The sequence below is a fragment of the Microbispora sp. NBRC 16548 genome (genome assembly GCF_030268985.1).
GTDB classification, from domain to species: domain Bacteria; phylum Actinomycetota; class Actinomycetes; order Streptosporangiales; family Streptosporangiaceae; genus Microbispora; species Microbispora catharanthi.
The window spans coordinates 529,413-545,060 of sequence record NZ_BSSF01000004.1 but is presented as its reverse complement, the minus strand read 5'-3'; the positions used below and the strand labels follow the sequence as shown (position 1 = coordinate 545,060).

The 15,648-nt window shown below is 69.5% G+C and carries 16 protein-coding genes; 11 read left to right on the top strand and 5 right to left on the bottom strand.

Annotated elements, in window-relative coordinates; all coding sequences use genetic code 11:
• Window positions 1–9: 9 nt before the first annotated feature.
• On the top strand, window positions 10–2,601 hold the full coding sequence (clpB, locus tag QSK36_RS13625) for an ATP-dependent chaperone ClpB (protein ID WP_285782650.1): 2,592 nt from the start codon (window positions 10–12) through the stop codon (window positions 2,599–2,601).
• A 160-nt stretch (window positions 2,602–2,761) separates the two neighbouring features.
• A complete protein-coding gene (locus tag QSK36_RS13620; RefSeq protein ID WP_285782649.1) occupies window positions 2,762–4,153 on the top strand; it encodes a hypothetical protein in 1,392 nt (463 codons plus the stop codon).
• 305 nt (window positions 4,154–4,458) lie between these two features.
• Here QSK36_RS13620 and QSK36_RS13615 read toward each other — a convergent pair whose 3' ends face one another.
• Window positions 4,459–4,998: a YfgM family protein gene (locus tag QSK36_RS13615; RefSeq protein ID WP_285782648.1), complete on the bottom strand. Its 540-nt coding sequence runs from the start codon at window positions 4,996–4,998 to the stop codon at window positions 4,459–4,461.
• Between the two features lie 163 nt (window positions 4,999–5,161).
• Here QSK36_RS13615 and QSK36_RS13610 point away from each other — a divergent pair, with 163 nt between their 5' ends.
• On the top strand, window positions 5,162–5,560 hold the full coding sequence (locus QSK36_RS13610; RefSeq protein ID WP_285782647.1) for a hypothetical protein: 399 nt from the start codon (window positions 5,162–5,164) through the stop codon (window positions 5,558–5,560).
• Window positions 5,561–5,714: 154 nt separating this feature from the next.
• Here the strand turns inward: QSK36_RS13610 and QSK36_RS13605 are convergent, their stop codons facing one another.
• Window positions 5,715–6,365, bottom strand: coding sequence for a TetR/AcrR family transcriptional regulator (locus QSK36_RS13605; RefSeq protein ID WP_183537575.1), 651 nt, complete (start codon window positions 6,363–6,365; stop codon window positions 5,715–5,717).
• A 201-nt stretch (window positions 6,366–6,566) separates the two neighbouring features.
• A complete protein-coding gene (locus tag QSK36_RS13600; protein WP_240808871.1) occupies window positions 6,567–7,655 on the bottom strand; it encodes a CapA family protein in 1,089 nt (362 codons plus the stop codon).
• A gap of 118 nt (window positions 7,656–7,773) precedes the next feature.
• On the opposite strand from QSK36_RS13600, the gene QSK36_RS13595 reads away from it, so the two are divergent.
• From QSK36_RS13595 to QSK36_RS13585, 3 genes are all read left to right on the top strand, one after another.
• Window positions 7,774–8,217, top strand: coding sequence for a Fur family transcriptional regulator (locus QSK36_RS13595; protein ID WP_139574036.1), 444 nt, complete (start codon window positions 7,774–7,776; stop codon window positions 8,215–8,217).
• A gap of 69 nt (window positions 8,218–8,286) precedes the next feature.
• Window positions 8,287–9,735, top strand: a complete 1,449-nt coding sequence (locus tag QSK36_RS13590; RefSeq protein WP_285782646.1) for a catalase — start codon at window positions 8,287–8,289, stop codon at window positions 9,733–9,735.
• Between the two features lie 210 nt (window positions 9,736–9,945).
• Entirely contained in the window at window positions 9,946–10,647 is a 702-nt protein-coding gene (locus tag QSK36_RS13585; RefSeq protein ID WP_285782645.1) for a DUF6082 family protein, read from the top strand.
• Here the strand turns inward: QSK36_RS13585 and QSK36_RS13580 are convergent.
• Both QSK36_RS13580 and QSK36_RS13575 read right to left on the bottom strand, forming a co-directional pair.
• Entirely contained in the window at window positions 10,644–10,850 is a 207-nt protein-coding gene (locus QSK36_RS13580) for a DUF397 domain-containing protein (RefSeq protein WP_285782644.1), read from the bottom strand. The genes QSK36_RS13585 and QSK36_RS13580 overlap by 4 nt on opposite strands.
• Window positions 10,851–10,913: 63 nt before the next feature.
• Entirely contained in the window at window positions 10,914–11,771 is an 858-nt protein-coding gene (locus QSK36_RS13575; protein ID WP_139574032.1) for a helix-turn-helix domain-containing protein, read from the bottom strand.
• A 514-nt stretch (window positions 11,772–12,285) separates the two neighbouring features.
• Here QSK36_RS13575 and QSK36_RS13570 point away from each other — a divergent pair.
• The 5 genes from QSK36_RS13570 to QSK36_RS13550 all read left to right on the top strand — a co-directional run bounded on the left by QSK36_RS13570 (window position 12,286) and on the right by QSK36_RS13550 (window position 15,582).
• Complete coding sequence (locus tag QSK36_RS13570) at window positions 12,286–12,492, top strand: hypothetical protein (protein ID WP_182898102.1); 207 nt, start codon at window positions 12,286–12,288, stop codon at window positions 12,490–12,492.
• Window positions 12,493–12,611: 119 nt separating this feature from the next.
• A complete protein-coding gene (locus QSK36_RS13565; RefSeq protein ID WP_285782643.1) occupies window positions 12,612–13,118 on the top strand; it encodes a SigE family RNA polymerase sigma factor in 507 nt (168 codons plus the stop codon).
• Window positions 13,115–13,945 (top strand): hypothetical protein, encoded by an 831-nt coding sequence (locus QSK36_RS13560; RefSeq protein WP_183537580.1) that lies wholly within the window; start codon window positions 13,115–13,117, stop codon window positions 13,943–13,945. Before QSK36_RS13565 ends, QSK36_RS13560 begins: the two co-directional genes overlap by 4 nt.
• A 75-nt stretch (window positions 13,946–14,020) precedes the next feature.
• Window positions 14,021–14,572: an HD domain-containing protein gene (locus QSK36_RS13555; RefSeq protein ID WP_285782731.1), complete on the top strand. Its 552-nt coding sequence runs from the start codon at window positions 14,021–14,023 to the stop codon at window positions 14,570–14,572.
• Between the two features lie 101 nt (window positions 14,573–14,673).
• Window positions 14,674–15,582 carry a Rieske (2Fe-2S) protein gene (locus QSK36_RS13550; RefSeq protein ID WP_139574030.1) on the top strand — a complete coding sequence of 303 codons (909 nt, stop codon included), beginning with the start codon at window positions 14,674–14,676 and terminating at the stop codon, window positions 15,580–15,582.
• Window positions 15,583–15,648 lie beyond the last annotated feature (66 nt).

Here is a 15,648-nt window from a genome sequence, read left to right as displayed (position 1 = left end):
CATTCATATATGGACTACAAGTTCACCCAGAAGAGCCAGGAGGCCCTGTCCGCGGCCGTCCGGCGCGCCGCGGCCGACGGCAACCCCGAGGTCGCGCCCGCGCACCTGCTGACGACCCTGCTGGGGCAGAACGGCGGCATCGCCGGGTCGCTGCTGCAGGCCGTCGGCGCGGACCCCCGGCAGCTGCGCGCCCAGGCCGAGGAACTGCTCGACCGGCTGCCGAAGGCGCAGGGCTCCACCGTGAGCGCGCCGTCCAGCTCGCGCCAGCTGCTGACCGTGCTCAACACCGCGGCGCAGCGGGCCAAGCAGCTCGAGGACGAGTACGTCTCGACCGAGCACCTGCTGGTCGGGCTCGCGACCGACGGAGGACAGGTCGCCGACCTGCTGAAGGCCGTGGGCGCCACCCCCGACGCGCTGCTGGAGGCGTTCGAGAAGGTCCGCGGGCACGCGCGGGTAACCAGCGAGACGCCCGAGGACACCTACCAGGCGCTGGAGAAGTACGGCGTCGACCTCACCGAGGCGGCGAGGGCGGGCAAGCTCGACCCGGTGATCGGTCGCGACGGCGAGATCCGCCGGGTCGTCCAGGTGCTGTCGCGCCGCACCAAGAACAACCCCGTGCTGATCGGCGAGCCCGGCGTCGGCAAGACCGCCGTGGTGGAGGGCCTCGCCCAGCGGATCGTCGCGGGCGACGTGCCCGAGAGCCTGCGCAACAAGCGTCTCGTAGCGCTCGACCTCGGCGCGATGGTCGCGGGCGCGAAGTACCGCGGCGAGTTCGAGGAACGCCTCAAGGCCGTGCTCACCGAGATCAAGGAGAGCAACGGCCAGATCGTGACGTTCATCGACGAGCTGCACACGATGGTCGGCGCGGGCGCGGCCGAGGGCGCGATGGACGCGGGCAACATGCTCAAGCCCATGCTGGCCCGCGGCGAGCTGCGCATGATCGGCGCCACCACACTCGACGAGTACCGCGAGCGCATCGAGAAGGACCCGGCCCTGGAGCGGCGGTTCCAGCAGGTCTACGTCGGCGAGCCCACCGTCGAGGACACGATCGCGATCCTGCGCGGGCTCAAGGGCCGATACGAGGCCCACCACCAGGTGCAGATCTCCGACAGCGCCCTGGTCGCCGCCGCGACGCTCTCCGACCGCTACATCACGGCGCGCTTCCTTCCTGACAAGGCGATCGACCTGGTGGACGAGTCGATGTCGCGGCTGCGCATGGAGATCGACTCGCGGCCGGTGGAGATCGACCAGCTCCAGCGGAGCGTGGACCGCCTGAAGATGGAGGAGCTCGCGCTCGCCAAGGAGACCGACGAGGCCAGCCGGCAGCGCCTGGAGAAGCTCCGCGAGGAGCTGGCCAACCGCCAGGAGGACCTCAACGCCCTGGTCAGCCGGTGGGAGCGGGAGAAGGCCGGCCTCAACAAGGTCGGTGAGCTGAAGAAGCAGCTCGACGAGGCGCGCGGCGCGGCCGAGCGGGCCCAGCGCGACGGCGACTTCGAGGCCGCGTCGCGGCTCATGTACGGCGACGTCCCCCGCCTGGAGAAGGAGCTCGCCGAGGCCACCAAGGCCGCCGAGACCGCGGAGGCCGAGGCCGAGCCGATGGTGAAGGAGGAGGTCGGCCCGGACGACATCGCCGAGGTCATCTCCTCGTGGACCGGCATCCCCGCCGGGCGGCTGCTGGAGGGCGAGACCGCCAAGCTGCTGCGGATGGAGGACGAGCTGGGCGAGCGCCTGATCGGCCAGCGCCAGGCCGTCCAGGCCGTCTCCGACGCCGTACGGCGTGCCCGGGCCGGCATCGCCGACCCCGACCGGCCGACCGGCTCGTTCCTCTTCCTCGGCCCGACCGGTGTCGGCAAGACCGAGCTGGCCAAGGCGCTCGCCGAGTTCCTGTTCGACGACGAGCGGGCCATGACCCGCATCGACATGAGCGAGTACAGCGAGAAGCACAGCGTGGCCCGTCTGGTCGGCGCGCCGCCCGGCTACGTCGGCTACGAGGAGGGCGGCCAGCTCACCGAGGCCGTGCGGCGCAGGCCGTACACCGTGGTGCTGCTCGACGAGATCGAGAAGGCCCATCCCGAGGTCTTCGACATCCTGCTGCAGGTGCTCGACGACGGCCGGCTCACCGACGGGCAGGGCCGCACGGTCGACTTCCGCAACACGATCCTGATCCTCACCTCGAACATCGGCTCGCAGTTCCTCGTGGACCCCACGATGGAGAACGGGGCCAAGCGCGAGGCCGTGATGAACGCGGTGCGGGCGTCGTTCAAGCCCGAGTTCCTCAACCGGCTCGACGACATCATCGTGTTCGACGCGCTGGGCACCGAGGAGCTGTCGCAGATCGTGGACCTGCAGGTGGCCCGGCTCGCGCGGCGCCTGTCGGACCGGCGGCTGAGGCTGACCGTCACGCCCGCCGCCCGCGACTGGCTCGCGCTGACCGGCTACGACCCGCTGTACGGCGCGCGCCCGCTGCGCCGCCTGATCCAGTCGGCCATCGGCGACAAGCTCGCCAAGGAGCTGCTGTCGGGGGCCATCAGGGACGGCGACGAGGTAATCGTGGACTTTGACGAGGCAGGTGACACGCTGACGATCCAGCCCGCTCGGTAAGGTCTTCCCCACCATTGGGGCAAGCGCGCCCCGCTCTTTCCCCTCGCTGCTACGTTCGGCGTTCGTCGGACTACCGTACGCGATCAGGGGGACGTGGATGTCCAGGACATCACGAAGTATTCGAGGGCGGTGCGTTGCGCTTGCGGCGGTCACTGCCGGAGTGAGCTGGCTGACCGGGGGCCCGGCGATGGCGAAGGACGGCGCGCTCGCCGACGCCTGCCGGGCCCAGAGCAACGACATCACCGGCCGCGACGTCACCGGCCATGACGTCACCGGCCGCGACCTCACGGGAGGACTGACCACCCTTCCGGCGGCGGGCGTGCTGAGCATCGCCGACATGGCCGGAGCGGCCGCCGGTCAGGGGCGCAACTCGCTTCCCAGCGGCCCTGCCACGGTCGCCCGGACCGTCCCGGGGCCCGCGGCGCTGCCGGCCGTGCCAGGCCCACGTACGCTGCCGGGCACGATGCCCAGCGCGGCAACCGGCGCGGCGACCGGTGCGGCACCCGGCGTGGCCAAGGCCGCCCCCGCCGCCCCCGCCGTTCCCGGCGGCACGACGGCACTGCCCGCACCGGCGGGCGCGAAGACGCTTCCCGCCGACGCCACGACCCTCTCGGCGCCCGCGAAGGCGGTCTCCGCCCCGGTGCACAACGCCGTGGCGGGCGCCACGGCCGTCTCCGAACCGCGCCGCGCGCCCGCCGTTCCCGCGGCGGACGCCAAGACCCTGTTCCCGGCCAGGAGCACCGTGCCCCTCCTCGCCGCCGCACCCGCCAAGCCCAGCGCCGCGAACGCCTGCGCGCCCCAGGCGCTGCGGACCGCGCCGGCCGCCCAGGAGCGGGAGCACCCCGTCGCGCAGGGGCATCAGAAGAAGAGCCACCGGCATCCCAAGCCGCAGGACGAGCAGGCGGGCTCGGCGTCCCGGGGCGACTCCGCCCAGGGTTCCGTGCCGCAGAAGCCGGGCGCACAGAAGCCGGGAGCGCAGAACTCGGGAGCGCAGAAGCCGGGCGCGCAGAAGCCGGAGGCGCGGAACCAGGGCACACAGGGTGCTTTCGCACCCCAGGGCGAGTTCCACAGCACCAGTTCGCAGAGCGGTGCGTCGGGCCAGAAGCAGAGCACGCAGACCTTCCTGGTGAAGGACCGCCGCCACCGCAAGGCGCACCACCCCCACAAGCAGCCCGGGGTCGTGGCGCCCGCCCAGGCCGCCGACCGGAGTGCCAAGCAGAGTGCCGGCCAGGCGGCCCCGCAGGCGGGTCAGGCCGGCCGGCCCATGACCGGCACGCGCAACGCCTCCCTGCCGGAGGGTGAGCGCAAGAAGGGGGCCAAGGACAAGCGTCAGCGGAACGACGACGCGCGCGGGCGGGGGACCGCCGCGGCCGTGCAGCCCGACGCCGCGGACGGCCGGCACGTGCCGCGACTGCTGCCGCGCGAGTACCCCAAGGCGGCCTCGCGCCAGCAGAACGGTGACATCACCGCCCCGGCCGCCCTCACCAAGGCGACGGGCACGCGCGCGGTGACCGATTTCGCCACCGCGACCGGCAAGAAACTCCTGCCGTAACCCCCCATCCGCCGCACGACGCGCAAGGACGGCGGCCTTGCGGCCGACGGCCCGGGTTCGGCGACCGGGCCGCACGAGGAGCGAGTCCGCCGGGCGGGGAGAGAGGCGAGCACCGGCCGGCCGGGGTGATCGGCGTCGCCCCGGCTCCCCCGCGGCTCCCATCCGGCCTCGTCCGCCGGAATACCGAAGACAGCGAAACCGAAGACAACGTGACCAAGGGGCCGTGATCCACGGCCCCTTTTCCCATGCCCTCACACCACCTGACCGGGTGGGACCCTCAGCCGTATCCGGGGTGCTGAGAGGACTCAGCGGGAGACGTCGAGGAGGGCGTCGAGGTCGTCCTCCGGCAGGCCGAGATCGACCCGGATGCGGTAGCGAGTGCGCAGCAGCGAGTCGCGGATGCCCGACCCCGTCGCGCCGCAGGCGCGGATGCCGTCGGTGGCCCACTCGTGTGCCGCGTCGAGGTCGCCGTACGCCACGAGCGTCTCGGCGACGGTCAGCGCGGTGGCCGGGTTCCAGTCCCCTGACCTGACCGCGGCGATCAACGCCCTGGCCTCCTCGGGCCGGTCGAGTTCGAACAGCGTGTCGGCGATGCCCGCACGCGGGTCCACCGGCACCTCCCCGCCGTCCTCCAGAGCGCTCTGGTAACGGTCGAGGGCGGTCGCGGGCTGACCGGCCTGGCGCCACTCCTCCGCGGCGAGCACGAGGATCGCCGCCCTGGACATCTCTCCCGACTCGTACCCCTGGGCCAGCGCGTCGAGGCGGCGGGCGAGGGCACCGTGGTCATCGAGCAGCAGGGCCTGTTCGAGCAGTCGGTCCACCTGCTCATTTGTCACATGTGCCACAGAGCCGAGGCTACCGATCCCGGCCTGTTTTCGCAGGGCAACACCAGGCATTGCCGAAGCAACAGTTAGTACACGTTTGGCTACTATGCGCTTTTCTCGGCAGATAGTCGGGCATATCGCAGCATGCCTGTGCCAATCGAAGCTCGGCGAGGAGCGTTACAGCATGTCCAAGCGGGTGATATTGACTCTCGCCTCCACAACGGTGCTCGCCGCCGTGGTTCCGGGTTTCGCCGGCTTCGTCACGGCCCAGTACGAGGCGCTCGACCAGGCCCGCGCCGAACTGGCCCGGCTGCAGGCCAAGCTGCAGATGATGGAGCTTAGGGTCGAGCCGGCGGCGACTCTGCGATGCCGCGCCGGCGCGACCGGGAAGAGACAGCCGAGCCTGACGGACGAGGACGACACGCGGGAGCTGACGATACCGCCGCGCACCCGCACCAGGTCCTGGGAGAACACCGCCTACGTCCAGGGCACCGCCACACCGGGGCTGTGGCCCTCGATCGGCGTCCCCCGCGCCGTACCCGGCCCGCAGGCGCCGGGCGATCCCCGCCGCCCGCACGAGTGAGCCGCCTCCTGAGTGAGCCGCCCCGCGGATAAGCCCGCACGGACAAGCCCGCACGAGCACCGCCACCCGCCGCGAGCCGCTCCGCCCGCCTCCGGCGGGGGGTGGATGCCCCGCCCGCCTGCGGCAACACCCCGCGCCACGAGGGCGCGCGTCGTCACCCGCGTCGCGAGACGGCGGAGGCGAGCTGGCGGGACAGATATCCGCGGACGAGCTGTTTGGCTTCGGCCACGATTCCGGGGTCGCCGTTCGGGTCGTGCCGGAAGGCGAGCTTCAGCACCGCGTCCCCGGCCTCGACGGCGACGAGAATGGCACGATCCAAATCCTCACTGTCCGCCAGCCCGAATTCGGCGAACAGCAACGCGCGCAGCCGTCCGGCGATCACGGTGTTGTTGTCGGCCACGGAGTCGAGGAGGTCGAGATCGAAGACCTCGCCGAAGTGCAGCGAGCGGAACCCGGGCACACTACGGTGCATCTCGACGTACTCGTCGATGATGGCGTCGACGGCGTCCCACCAGCCGGCGTAATCCTCGACCATGAAGCGACGCCCGACCCGCGCGACGAACAACTCGACGTTGCGCCGCGTCAGGGCCTGGCTGAGCGCCCGCTTGTCCGGGAAGAACTGGTAGACCGAGCCGATCGCCACCCCGGCCCGCTCGGCCACCCGGGTGGTCGTCAGCGCGTCGTACCCTCCCTCGTCGAGCAACTCGGCGCAGGCGTCGAGCATCCGCTCCACTCTGCGGGCGCTGCGACGCTGCGAAGGACGCCGCCGCAGCGGCTCATCGGGATGCGACGAGCGCGGCGACATTCCCTCACCACCCCCACGGGCCCATTTCTCGGCGGCGGCACAGGTCTCTACGGCAGCACAGTGCTCGACGGCGACAGCGGGGCCGCCTGCTTCCCTCACGTACCGGCTGGACACCCACTCATCTTGCCTGTTTCACGCGCCGTGGTCAGCGCTTATCGACCAGTCGTCTGATTTGCGGCAAGAATCCCCTCGCACCCGCCGTCAGGAGTCGGCGGGTGCGGCCGACAGGCCGGTGCAGCCGCGCAGCGCACGGTACGCGCCGAGCGCCTGCTGCTTGGCGCCGCCCGTCACGGGAATCGGCACGCCGCCGTTGATCCGGGCGGGGGTCCACTGGTCCTTGAGCACCTTCCTGCCGTTGATCGTCAGGGTGAGCACACCGGTCGTCCCGGTGTCCGGGCCCCAGTTGTAGAAGGCGAAGTTGCCCAGGCCGTACTGCACGTACGCCTGGCCGGAGTAACCGCCGCCCAGCAGGATGTGCGCGTGGCTGCCCACGATCACATCGGCCCCCGCGGCCGCGAGCTTGTCCGCCAGGCTCCGCTGCACCGGCGTCGGGCACTTGACCAGCTCGGTGCCCCAGTGCAGGAACACGATGACGGTGTCGGAGTTCTTGCGGGCCTGCCGTACGGCACGCAGGAGCCGGGGCTCGTTCTTCGCCGAGGCGAGCCCGCCCTTGTCGCCGGAGGCGGTCCACGCCTGGATGAACTGCTCGTCGAGCACCTGGGTCGCGCCGATGATCGACACCCGGTTGCCGTTGACCGTCCTGCGATAGGGCCGGTATGCCTCGGTCTCGTTCGCGCCGATGCCGATGACGGGGAACTTCGAGGACCTGATCGCGGCGAGCGTGTCCCGCAGGCCGCTCTCCATGTAGTCCATGCCGTGGTTGTTGGCCATCGTGACCACGTCCACCCCGGCGGCCTTGAGCGCGGCGAACGCCGTGGCCGGGGCGCGGAAGGTGAACTGCTTGCCCGGCGCGGGCGTACCGGCGGTGGTGATGGCCGTCTCGAGGTTGAGCGCGGTGAGGTTGGATTTACGCAGCACGGCGGCGATCGGGCCGAGCGCCGTACGGGGGTCGGCGTTGAGCCGGTTGCGCAGGACGCCCTCGAAGTGCACGTCGCCCGCGAAGGAGATCGTGAAGGGCCGCCGCTGCGGCTTGGGAGACGGCGTCGCGGTCTTGACCTCCGGTTGCGACGCACCGGGGACGGGCTCGCTCTCCGCCGGGCTGCACCCCGCGACGAGAAGGGGAGCCGCGAGGAGGGCGAACAGGGACAGGGCGAGGGGCTGACGTCTCACGGCACCCGAGCATGCCATCTTCCGCCGGCATCCGGGGAGCCCGTGGGAGATCCTGGGGCAAATAACTGGGAGAGTTCCTTTACTTGAATCGTTCAAGTTTGCTGCTAACGTGGGGGCTGTGGACGACGCCGGGCGCCTTCGCCAGGCCGGACTGAGGGTGACCGCGGCCCGGCTGGCGATCATGCAGACCGTGAGCGGAGGCGACCACCTCGACGTGGAAGCCATCCATCGCGGTGTGTGCGAACGCGTCGGCCAGGTGTCCCTGCAAGCCGTCTACGACTCGCTGAACGCGTTGCAGCGCGGCGGACTGCTCCGCCGCATCGAGCCCGCGGGCAGCCCGACGCGGTACGAGACGCGGGTGGGCGACAATCACCACCACCTCGTCTGCCGCAGTTGCGGAAGAGTCACGGACGTCGACTGCGCGGTGGGGCACGCGCCCTGCCTGGAGCCGGCGTCGGACGCCGGCTACCTGGTGGACGAGGCGGACGTCATCTACTGGGGCCTGTGCCCCCCGTGCCGGGCCGAGGCCGGCAGCGCCCAGCCCGACTCCGCCCACGTCTGAGTCTCGCGTCCCTGCTTTCCGTTGCTTTCCGCACGCAGGTTCCGTGAAGTGACCCCGGAGGACAGCCCCATGACCGACAGGCCCATCACCACCACTGACACCGGGATTCCCGCTCCCAGCGACGAGTTCTCCCTGTCCGTCGGCCCCAACGGCCCGCTGCTGCTGCAGGACCACTACCTGATCCAGAAGATGGCCCACTTCAACCGGGAGCGGGTCCCCGAGCGCGTGGTGCACGCCAAGGGCGGCGGCGCGTACGGCGTGCTGCGGATCACCGAGGACGTCAGCCAGTACACCAGGGCCAAGCTGTTCCAGAAGGGCGAGGAGACCGGGCTCTTCCTGCGGTTCTCGACCGTCGCCGGCGAGCTGGGCAGCGCCGACACCGTACGCGACCCCCGCGGCTTCGCGATCAAGTTCTACACGGAGGACGGCAACTACGACATCGTCGGCAACAACACGCCGATCTTCTTCATCCGCGACCCGTCGAAGTTCTCCGACTTCATCCACTCGCAGAAGCGCCGCGCCGACACCCACACACACGACCACAACATGCAGTGGGACTTCTGGACGCTGTCGCCCGAGTCGGCCCACCAGGTGTCGTTCCTCATGACCGACCGCGGCACGCCGCGCTCCTGGCGGCACATGCACGGCTTCGGGTCGCACACCTTCCTCTGGTACAACGCGGCGGGCGAGAGGTTCTGGGTCAAGTACCACTTCAAGACCGAGCAGGGCATCGAGAACTTCACCGACGCCGAGGCCAGGGCGCTGGTGGCGGAGGACCCGGACTTTCACATCCGCGACCTGCACACCGCCATCAGGAACGGCGACCACCCGGCGTGGAAGGTCAACGTCCAGATCATGCCGTTCGAGGACGCGGCGGACTACCGGTTCAACCCGTTCGACCTCACCAAGGTCTGGCCGCACTCCGACTACCCGGAGATCACCATCGGCCGGTTCGTGCTGAACCGCAACCCGGAGAACTACTTCGCCGAGGTCGAGCAGGCGGGCTTCGAGCCGGCGAACCTGGTGCCGGGTGTCGGACCCTCTCCCGACAAGATGCTCCAGGGCCGCCTGTTCTCCTACCCGGACGCACACCGCTACCGCATCGGGCCGAACTACCTGCAGCTTCCGGTCAACGCGCCGAAGGTGCCGGTGCACAGCTACAACCGCGACGGCCAGATGCGCTACCGCAACCCGGGCGACCCGGTCTACGCGCCGAACAGCGTCAACGGCCCCGCAGCCGACCCGTCGCTCTACGAGGGCGAGAACTACCAGGTCACCGGCGAGATCATCCGGAGCGCCCACGCCAGGCACCGCGAGGACGACGACTACGTCCAGCCGCGCGCGCTGTGGGAAAGCGTGCTCTCGGACGTCGACCGCGACCACATGGTGAGCAACATCGTCGGCCACGCCTCGGCTCCCGAGGTCACCGCCGACATGAAGAAGCGCGTGGCCGACTACTGGACCAACATCCACAAGGACCTCGGCCAGCGCGTCGCGCAGGGGCTCGGCGTCGCCTGACCCCCTTCCCCTCACGTACGGCTCGCGCCCCTTTCCGGGCGCGGGCCGTACGCGCTTGTTCGTTTCTCCTGGACCGCGGCACTTACTTCCAAGTGCCTGTCCGATGAGGAATTGTCATGGCATTATTGCGAGGTGTCACGACTCCGTCGTCGCAGCACTCACGCGCCGGTCCACCTGCTCTCAATAACGGTGACGGTGCTTACCGTGCTAGTGGGAGCAGCGCTGACCATCGCCTCCCCCGTCGCCATGAGCAAGATCGCTGCCTCCACGGATGTGGACTGGGAGCAGCTCAGCTATATCGGACAGACGTACGGGGCCGCTTCAGCGATTTTTTCGGCCCTCGCCCTCACAGGAGTCGCAGTCTCCCTGATACTGCAGGCCAGGCAGGCCCGCGCGGCAAGAAAAGAAATTGAACGGAACCACCATTTCCAGTTGATGGAAATGGCCATCAACGATCCCGAGCTTCTCACCTGCTGGGGCGCCACCAGCTCAGAACGTGGGGCGCGAACATTACGGCAGCGACTCTACTTGAATTTGATAATCTCTTACTGGGAGATGATGTATGAGGTCGGGGAAACCTCTACTCGGATGCTTCGGTCGCACGCACGAACCGTGCTCTTTTCCCAGCGATTGGGATACGACTTCTGGACGGACACACGTATGGCTCGCCTCGAAGTCGCAAACAACGCACGTCAGCGCCGGTTCTGGAAGATCCTAGACGAGGAATACAGAACTATCCGATTTCCGCGTGTCATTCCTTCGGAGACAATCCAGCCTCGTCGCAACAGGCCGTCACCCTCAGCCCTTGCGTCAATAGCCGTTGTAGCAGCCACCGTCATCTGCTGGACGATAGGGATGTCCAGGAAGAAGAAGGGCCTGGCCGCCGGACAGGTCGGCCAGGCCAAGGACTAGAGGTCGAACTCGCCGTCCTTCACGCCGCCGATGAACGCGTCCCATTCCGCGGAGGTGAAGACGAGAGCGGGACCGTCCTGGTTCTTGCTGTCGCGCACACCTACGTGGCCGTCGGGCAGTACGGCCACTTCCACACAGGCGCAGTTGTTGGCGCTCCGGCTGCTCTTCCACCAGACGGCGCCGGACAGCTCACTCGAGTTCATGGACAATGTTTTTCTCCCCCCGGAAATCATGTCGCGCGGGTTTCCGAGGCGGTCTAGAGCTGGCTAACGCCAGTGACGGACAGTTTTCTCCAAGAACCGGCGGGAGTCGTCCACGTCGAGGGCCTTCGTCTCCAGGTAGTCGAATGCCACCTCGTACCGGTAGACGATCGCCTCGTCCTCGACCAGACGCCCGCCCAGGAGTGCCTCCAGGTACACGACGTCGTGGAACTCGGGCACCTTGAGGTGGCAGAACGCCCCGGTGTTGATCGGATGGTCCGCGTCGAGCGGCAGGATCCGCAACTCGACGTTCGGCAGCTCTGACACCTCGATCAATCGCCTGAGCTGTTCCCGCATCACCTCGTGGTCGCCGAACCGGCGCAGCAGGACCGACTCCTCCAGAACGGCCGAGATGGCCAGCGGGCTCTCCGCCCTGAGAACCGCCTGCTGGCGCGCCATCCGAACCTCGATCCGGCTGCGGACGCCGCCCGGCGCCTCAAGGGTGCTCCGTTGTCCGCTCTCCATCATGGCTCGGACGTACGCCTCTGTCTGGAACAGACCCGGCACCACCTGGGGTTCCCAGTCGCGTGCCGCCGTGGCCTCGGCCTCCAGGCCAAGGAACGTCGTGTATTCCTTGGGCAGGGAGTCGCGGTAATCCTCCCACCAGCCCTTCCGGGTCGCGTCCCGGTGCAGGGCGAGCAGCTCTTGGCGTTGGCGGGAATCTACCATGTAGATCACCAAAAGTGCCTCAACATCGCTCGTGCGAGGCGAGGTGCGCGCCGTCTCGATTCTGCTGATCTTCGCTGCCGACCAGCCGAGCCGGGCGGCGACCTGGTCGCCCGTCAGATCGGCACGCTCGCGTAACCGGCGCAGTTCCTGCCCCAGCCGACGGCGGCGGACGGTGGGACTGCCGTGCTCGGGCACCCCTGCCGACCTCCTTCATCCGGTGAATCCGGTGGTTGCGGTGGACGCACGGATGGTGGGCGCGCCCTGACGGATCGGGCGCGCGGATGAGGGGCGCCCTGTTCGAAGATTACCGCGCCCGCTCGTGCAACTTGCACCGTAATTTGCAGCGTATCCGCACAAGATTCTTGCGGATTTCTTTTCGTCAAGTATTGCAGGGCATTGCGTCCTGAGTCACGATCGATGCGGGAAGGGTCTTCCGGAGTGTGGGGGCGCCGGCGGTCGCCGGCGAAATACTCCGAGACCCGCTTCCCCATCCGGGGCACGCGCCCGGCGAGGGGCGCCGGCCGCTTCGGGTGCACGTGAAAACGGGAGGCATCCGGGCCAGCGGGATTTCGACATTCGGCGGGCGTCGCGGCGCTCGCATGGCACAGCGAACACCGAATAGGCCGTTCCGGGGATGGGACGCGCCTCCGTATGACGAATTCAGGACGACAAGATCTCCGCTTGGCACCCCTCCGAAAGGAGTCTCCTGGTGAATCCCCCCGGTGCCGCCTGGTTATCACTGATCAAAATCCGGATGACGATGGCCGACCTGGCGCTGTGCGCCGACCAGGACAGGTGGGCGCGCGAACTGAAATGGACCGTGAGCCGCACCGGCTTCGGCGCCCGCCACTACCGCGACCCCCGCTTCGACCTCGTACGCGAACTGGAGGAGGTCGGCCGCCTCTTCACCGTCTGACGCCCAGTCCACCGTCCGACACCCTCTTCACCTTCTGACGCTCCGCGAGAACCTCACAGGTTCGCCATAGGTCCCGGGGTGGGTTCGCATCTAAGGGTGCGACACCCCGAGGAGACCTTGTGAACGACGAGCAGCGACGCGACTTCGCCGAGTTCGTGGCGGCACGGTCGGACAGTCTGATCAGGCTCGCCTACGTCCTGACCGGCGACCAGCACGCCGCCGAGGACCTGTTGCAGGCGGCGCTGACCAAGACCGTGAGCCACTGGCCGAGGATCCGCGACAGCCCCGAGGCGTACGTGCGCCGCGTGATGTACCACGAACAGGTCGGCCGATGGCGAAGTCCCCGTTGGGGCCGGGAACGGACCACGGACACGCCCCCAGACCAGGCGGTCGGCGACCGGACGGCCGACGCGGACACCCGGCTCACCCTGCAGCGGGCCCTGCGCGCCCTTCCGCCGCGCAAGCGCGCGGTGCTGGTCCTGCGCTACTACGAGGACCTCCCCGAGTCGGAGGTCGCCAAAATCATGAATTGCTCGGTCGGAACCGTACGCAGCCAGACCCATCACGCCATCGCGCGGCTGCGTGAACTGATCGGAGAGCCCGTCACCCTGGAGGCCTGGAGATGAACGTCGACGAGCAGACGATCGGCGCGGAGCTGCGCGCGATGGCGGAGGCTGCCGGGCCGGTGAACCCCCAGGCGCTGACCGCGCGTGCCGTACGCGGGTCGGGGCGGCGCCGTCTCACCTGGTCGCTGGCGGGCGCCGTTGTCGCCGCCGCCTGCGTCGGGGGCCCGCTGGTCGTGCTCACGGGAGGGCCGGGAACGACCGTGGCGACGCCGGTCGACTGGCTGCCGGCCAACACCCCGGCACAGATGCGACTGGTGCGGGAGTGCATGCCCGCCGGCGGCCCGGTGCACAGCATGGACAGCCATCTCCGCGTGCCCGGGCAGGGCGACGTACGGGACTTCCGGGTGCTGGTGGAGTACCGCGACGCGGTCGGTGAGACCGCGCTCGCCGGCAGCCTCAAGGGCTTCGTGCTGTGCACCCCGCAGAAGTACCCGCAGTTCGCCGACCGGGCGGTGTTCCACTACTGGGGCAAGACCCAGCCCGGTCCCCTGACCGTGTACATGTACGAGACGCAGACCGACTCGCACACGCTCAAGGACGACCACTTCGACGACGACACGTTCCGGGTGGTCGCCGGCCGGGTCGGGCCCGGGGTGGCCCGCGTCGAGATCGACTGGGCGGACGGCCGGCGCGGCGACGCGGCGGTCGCCAACGGTTATTTCATCGGCAGGGTGCTGGGGCGGGGGCGAACCGAGGACGACAGCGTGCTGGACAGCCCTCCGGTCACCGTGACCGCATACGACAAGGCGGGACGCGTCGTCGGCCGGGAGAAGGGCGTGCGTTTCATGGACCTGACGGCGCCCGGCCGAGCATCCGCTACGAGCTGATCGTGACCGGTTAGGCTTGCGCGCGTGACGACCGCGCTCATCCACGAACGGCTCCAGTCCCAGCTCGCCTTCCACATGGAGATCGACAAGCTGAAGCGCGTCATCCGCCGGAACACGCTGCTGGACGGATCGCGCCGTGAAAACGACGCCGAGCATTCCTGGCATCTGGCCATGATGGCGATGACGCTGGCCGAGCACGCGCCCCCGGGAACCGACATGTCCAGGGTGGTCGCGATGCTGCTCGTCCACGACATCGTGGAGGTCGACGCCGGCGACACCTTCGTCTACGACCCGGTCGCGGTCGAGGGGCAGGCCGCCCTCGAACGTGCGGCGGCCGACCGGATCTTCGGGCTGCTCCCGGAGGACCAGGGGGCGCGGCTGCGCGGCCTGTGGGACGAGTTCGAGGAGCGGCGCACACCGGAGGCGAGGTTCGCCAGGGCGCTCGACCGGCTCGCGCCGATCATCGCCAACCACCACAACGAGGGCGGCACCTGGTCGCTCTACAAGGTGACGGCCGGCCAGGTCATGGAGAAGGTGCGGCTCGTCGAGGAGGGGTCTCCCACGCTCGGTCAGTACGCCGCGGAGCTGGTCGCCGGCTCGGTCGCCCGGGGTCATCTGGCGCCGTGATCGGGAGCCTGCCGGCCCGAAACTCGCATATACCGTCTCATGCCTGTCCATGTTCACACCTGTGACGCGGGGGTACGTGATCCCCTGTTAGGGGGCGAGACATGGAAGAGACGACCAGGCCGCGTGCGGGCCGTACGGCACGGAGGGTCCCTTCGGCAGAGCTCCTCGACGGGCTCGAGCGGGCCACCGTGCTCGACCGGCCGATCACCGTCATATCCAAGAAGGTGCGCCGCAGACTCGGCCCGGGCAAGCTGCGAGACGTCCTGCACGGCGTGCCCATGGGACACCCGCTGCACCCGGCGCTCGCCGTGACGACCTTCGGCTGCTGGCTGTCGGCGAGCGTGGTGGACATGACCAACACGGGCTCACGCGCGGCGCGGACGCTAATCCTGGCGGGACTGGGCACCGCCGTTCCCACAGTGGCGGCCGGCCTCACCGACTGGTCCACCCTGCACCGCGAACAGCAGCGCGTGGGCCTGGTGCACGCCATGACGAACGCCGCCGCGGCGCTCTGCTACACGGGCTCTCTCTTCTTACGGGTGACGGGACGCGAACGCGCCGGGCGCATGCTGGCGTACGCGGGACTCGCGGCGGCCTCCGCGGGTGCGCACCTCGGCAGCCACATGTCCTATCGCCAGGCCGCCGGGGCCAACCACGCGGAGTCGGTCAGCCACCTCATGCCGCTCGGCTGGCACGACCTGTGCGCGCTCAAGGACCTGCCCAACGGGCGGCCGGTCCGGCGGCGGCTCGGCTACATCGACCTTTTCGTCCTGCGCCTCGGCGACGACGTGAGCGTGCTCGCGGACAACTGCTCCCACCTCGCCGGCCCTCTCCACCAAGGGCGGGTCGCCATGGAGGAAGGCCAGGCCTGCATCGTCTGCCCGTGGCACGGCAGCGCCTTCCGAATCTCCGACGGCCGGGTCATGCACGGTCCCGCGACGTCGCGCCAGCCGGCCTTCCAGACCCGGCTGCGGCAGGACGGCGTCATCCAGGTCCGTCCCGCGGAGTAATCCCACAGTGACTCACCACAGTGACTCACCACAGTGACTCACCACGGCGGCGCGTTCCGCGCCCGG

What these genes read in the sequence shown, in the direction of transcription:
- clpB (WP_285782650.1), top strand. Translation starts at nt 10, where the DNA reads ATGGACTACAAGTTCACCCAGAAGAGCCAGGAGGCCCTGTCCGCGGCC.
- QSK36_RS13610 (WP_285782647.1), top strand. Translation starts at nt 5,162, where the DNA reads ATGTCCAAGCGGGTGATATTGACTCTCGCCTCCACAACGGTGCTCGCC.
- QSK36_RS13605 (WP_183537575.1), bottom strand. Translation starts at nt 6,365, where the DNA reads ATGTCGCCGCGCTCGTCGCATCCCGATGAGCCGCTGCGGCGGCGTCCT.
- QSK36_RS13590 (WP_285782646.1), top strand. Translation starts at nt 8,287, where the DNA reads ATGACCGACAGGCCCATCACCACCACTGACACCGGGATTCCCGCTCCC.
- QSK36_RS13580 (WP_285782644.1), bottom strand. Translation starts at nt 10,850, where the DNA reads ATGAACTCGAGTGAGCTGTCCGGCGCCGTCTGGTGGAAGAGCAGCCGG.
- QSK36_RS13560 (WP_183537580.1), top strand. Translation starts at nt 13,115, where the DNA reads ATGAACGTCGACGAGCAGACGATCGGCGCGGAGCTGCGCGCGATGGCG.
- QSK36_RS13555 (WP_285782731.1), top strand. Translation starts at nt 14,021, where the DNA reads ATGGAGATCGACAAGCTGAAGCGCGTCATCCGCCGGAACACGCTGCTG.
- QSK36_RS13550 (WP_139574030.1), top strand. Translation starts at nt 14,674, where the DNA reads ATGGAAGAGACGACCAGGCCGCGTGCGGGCCGTACGGCACGGAGGGTC.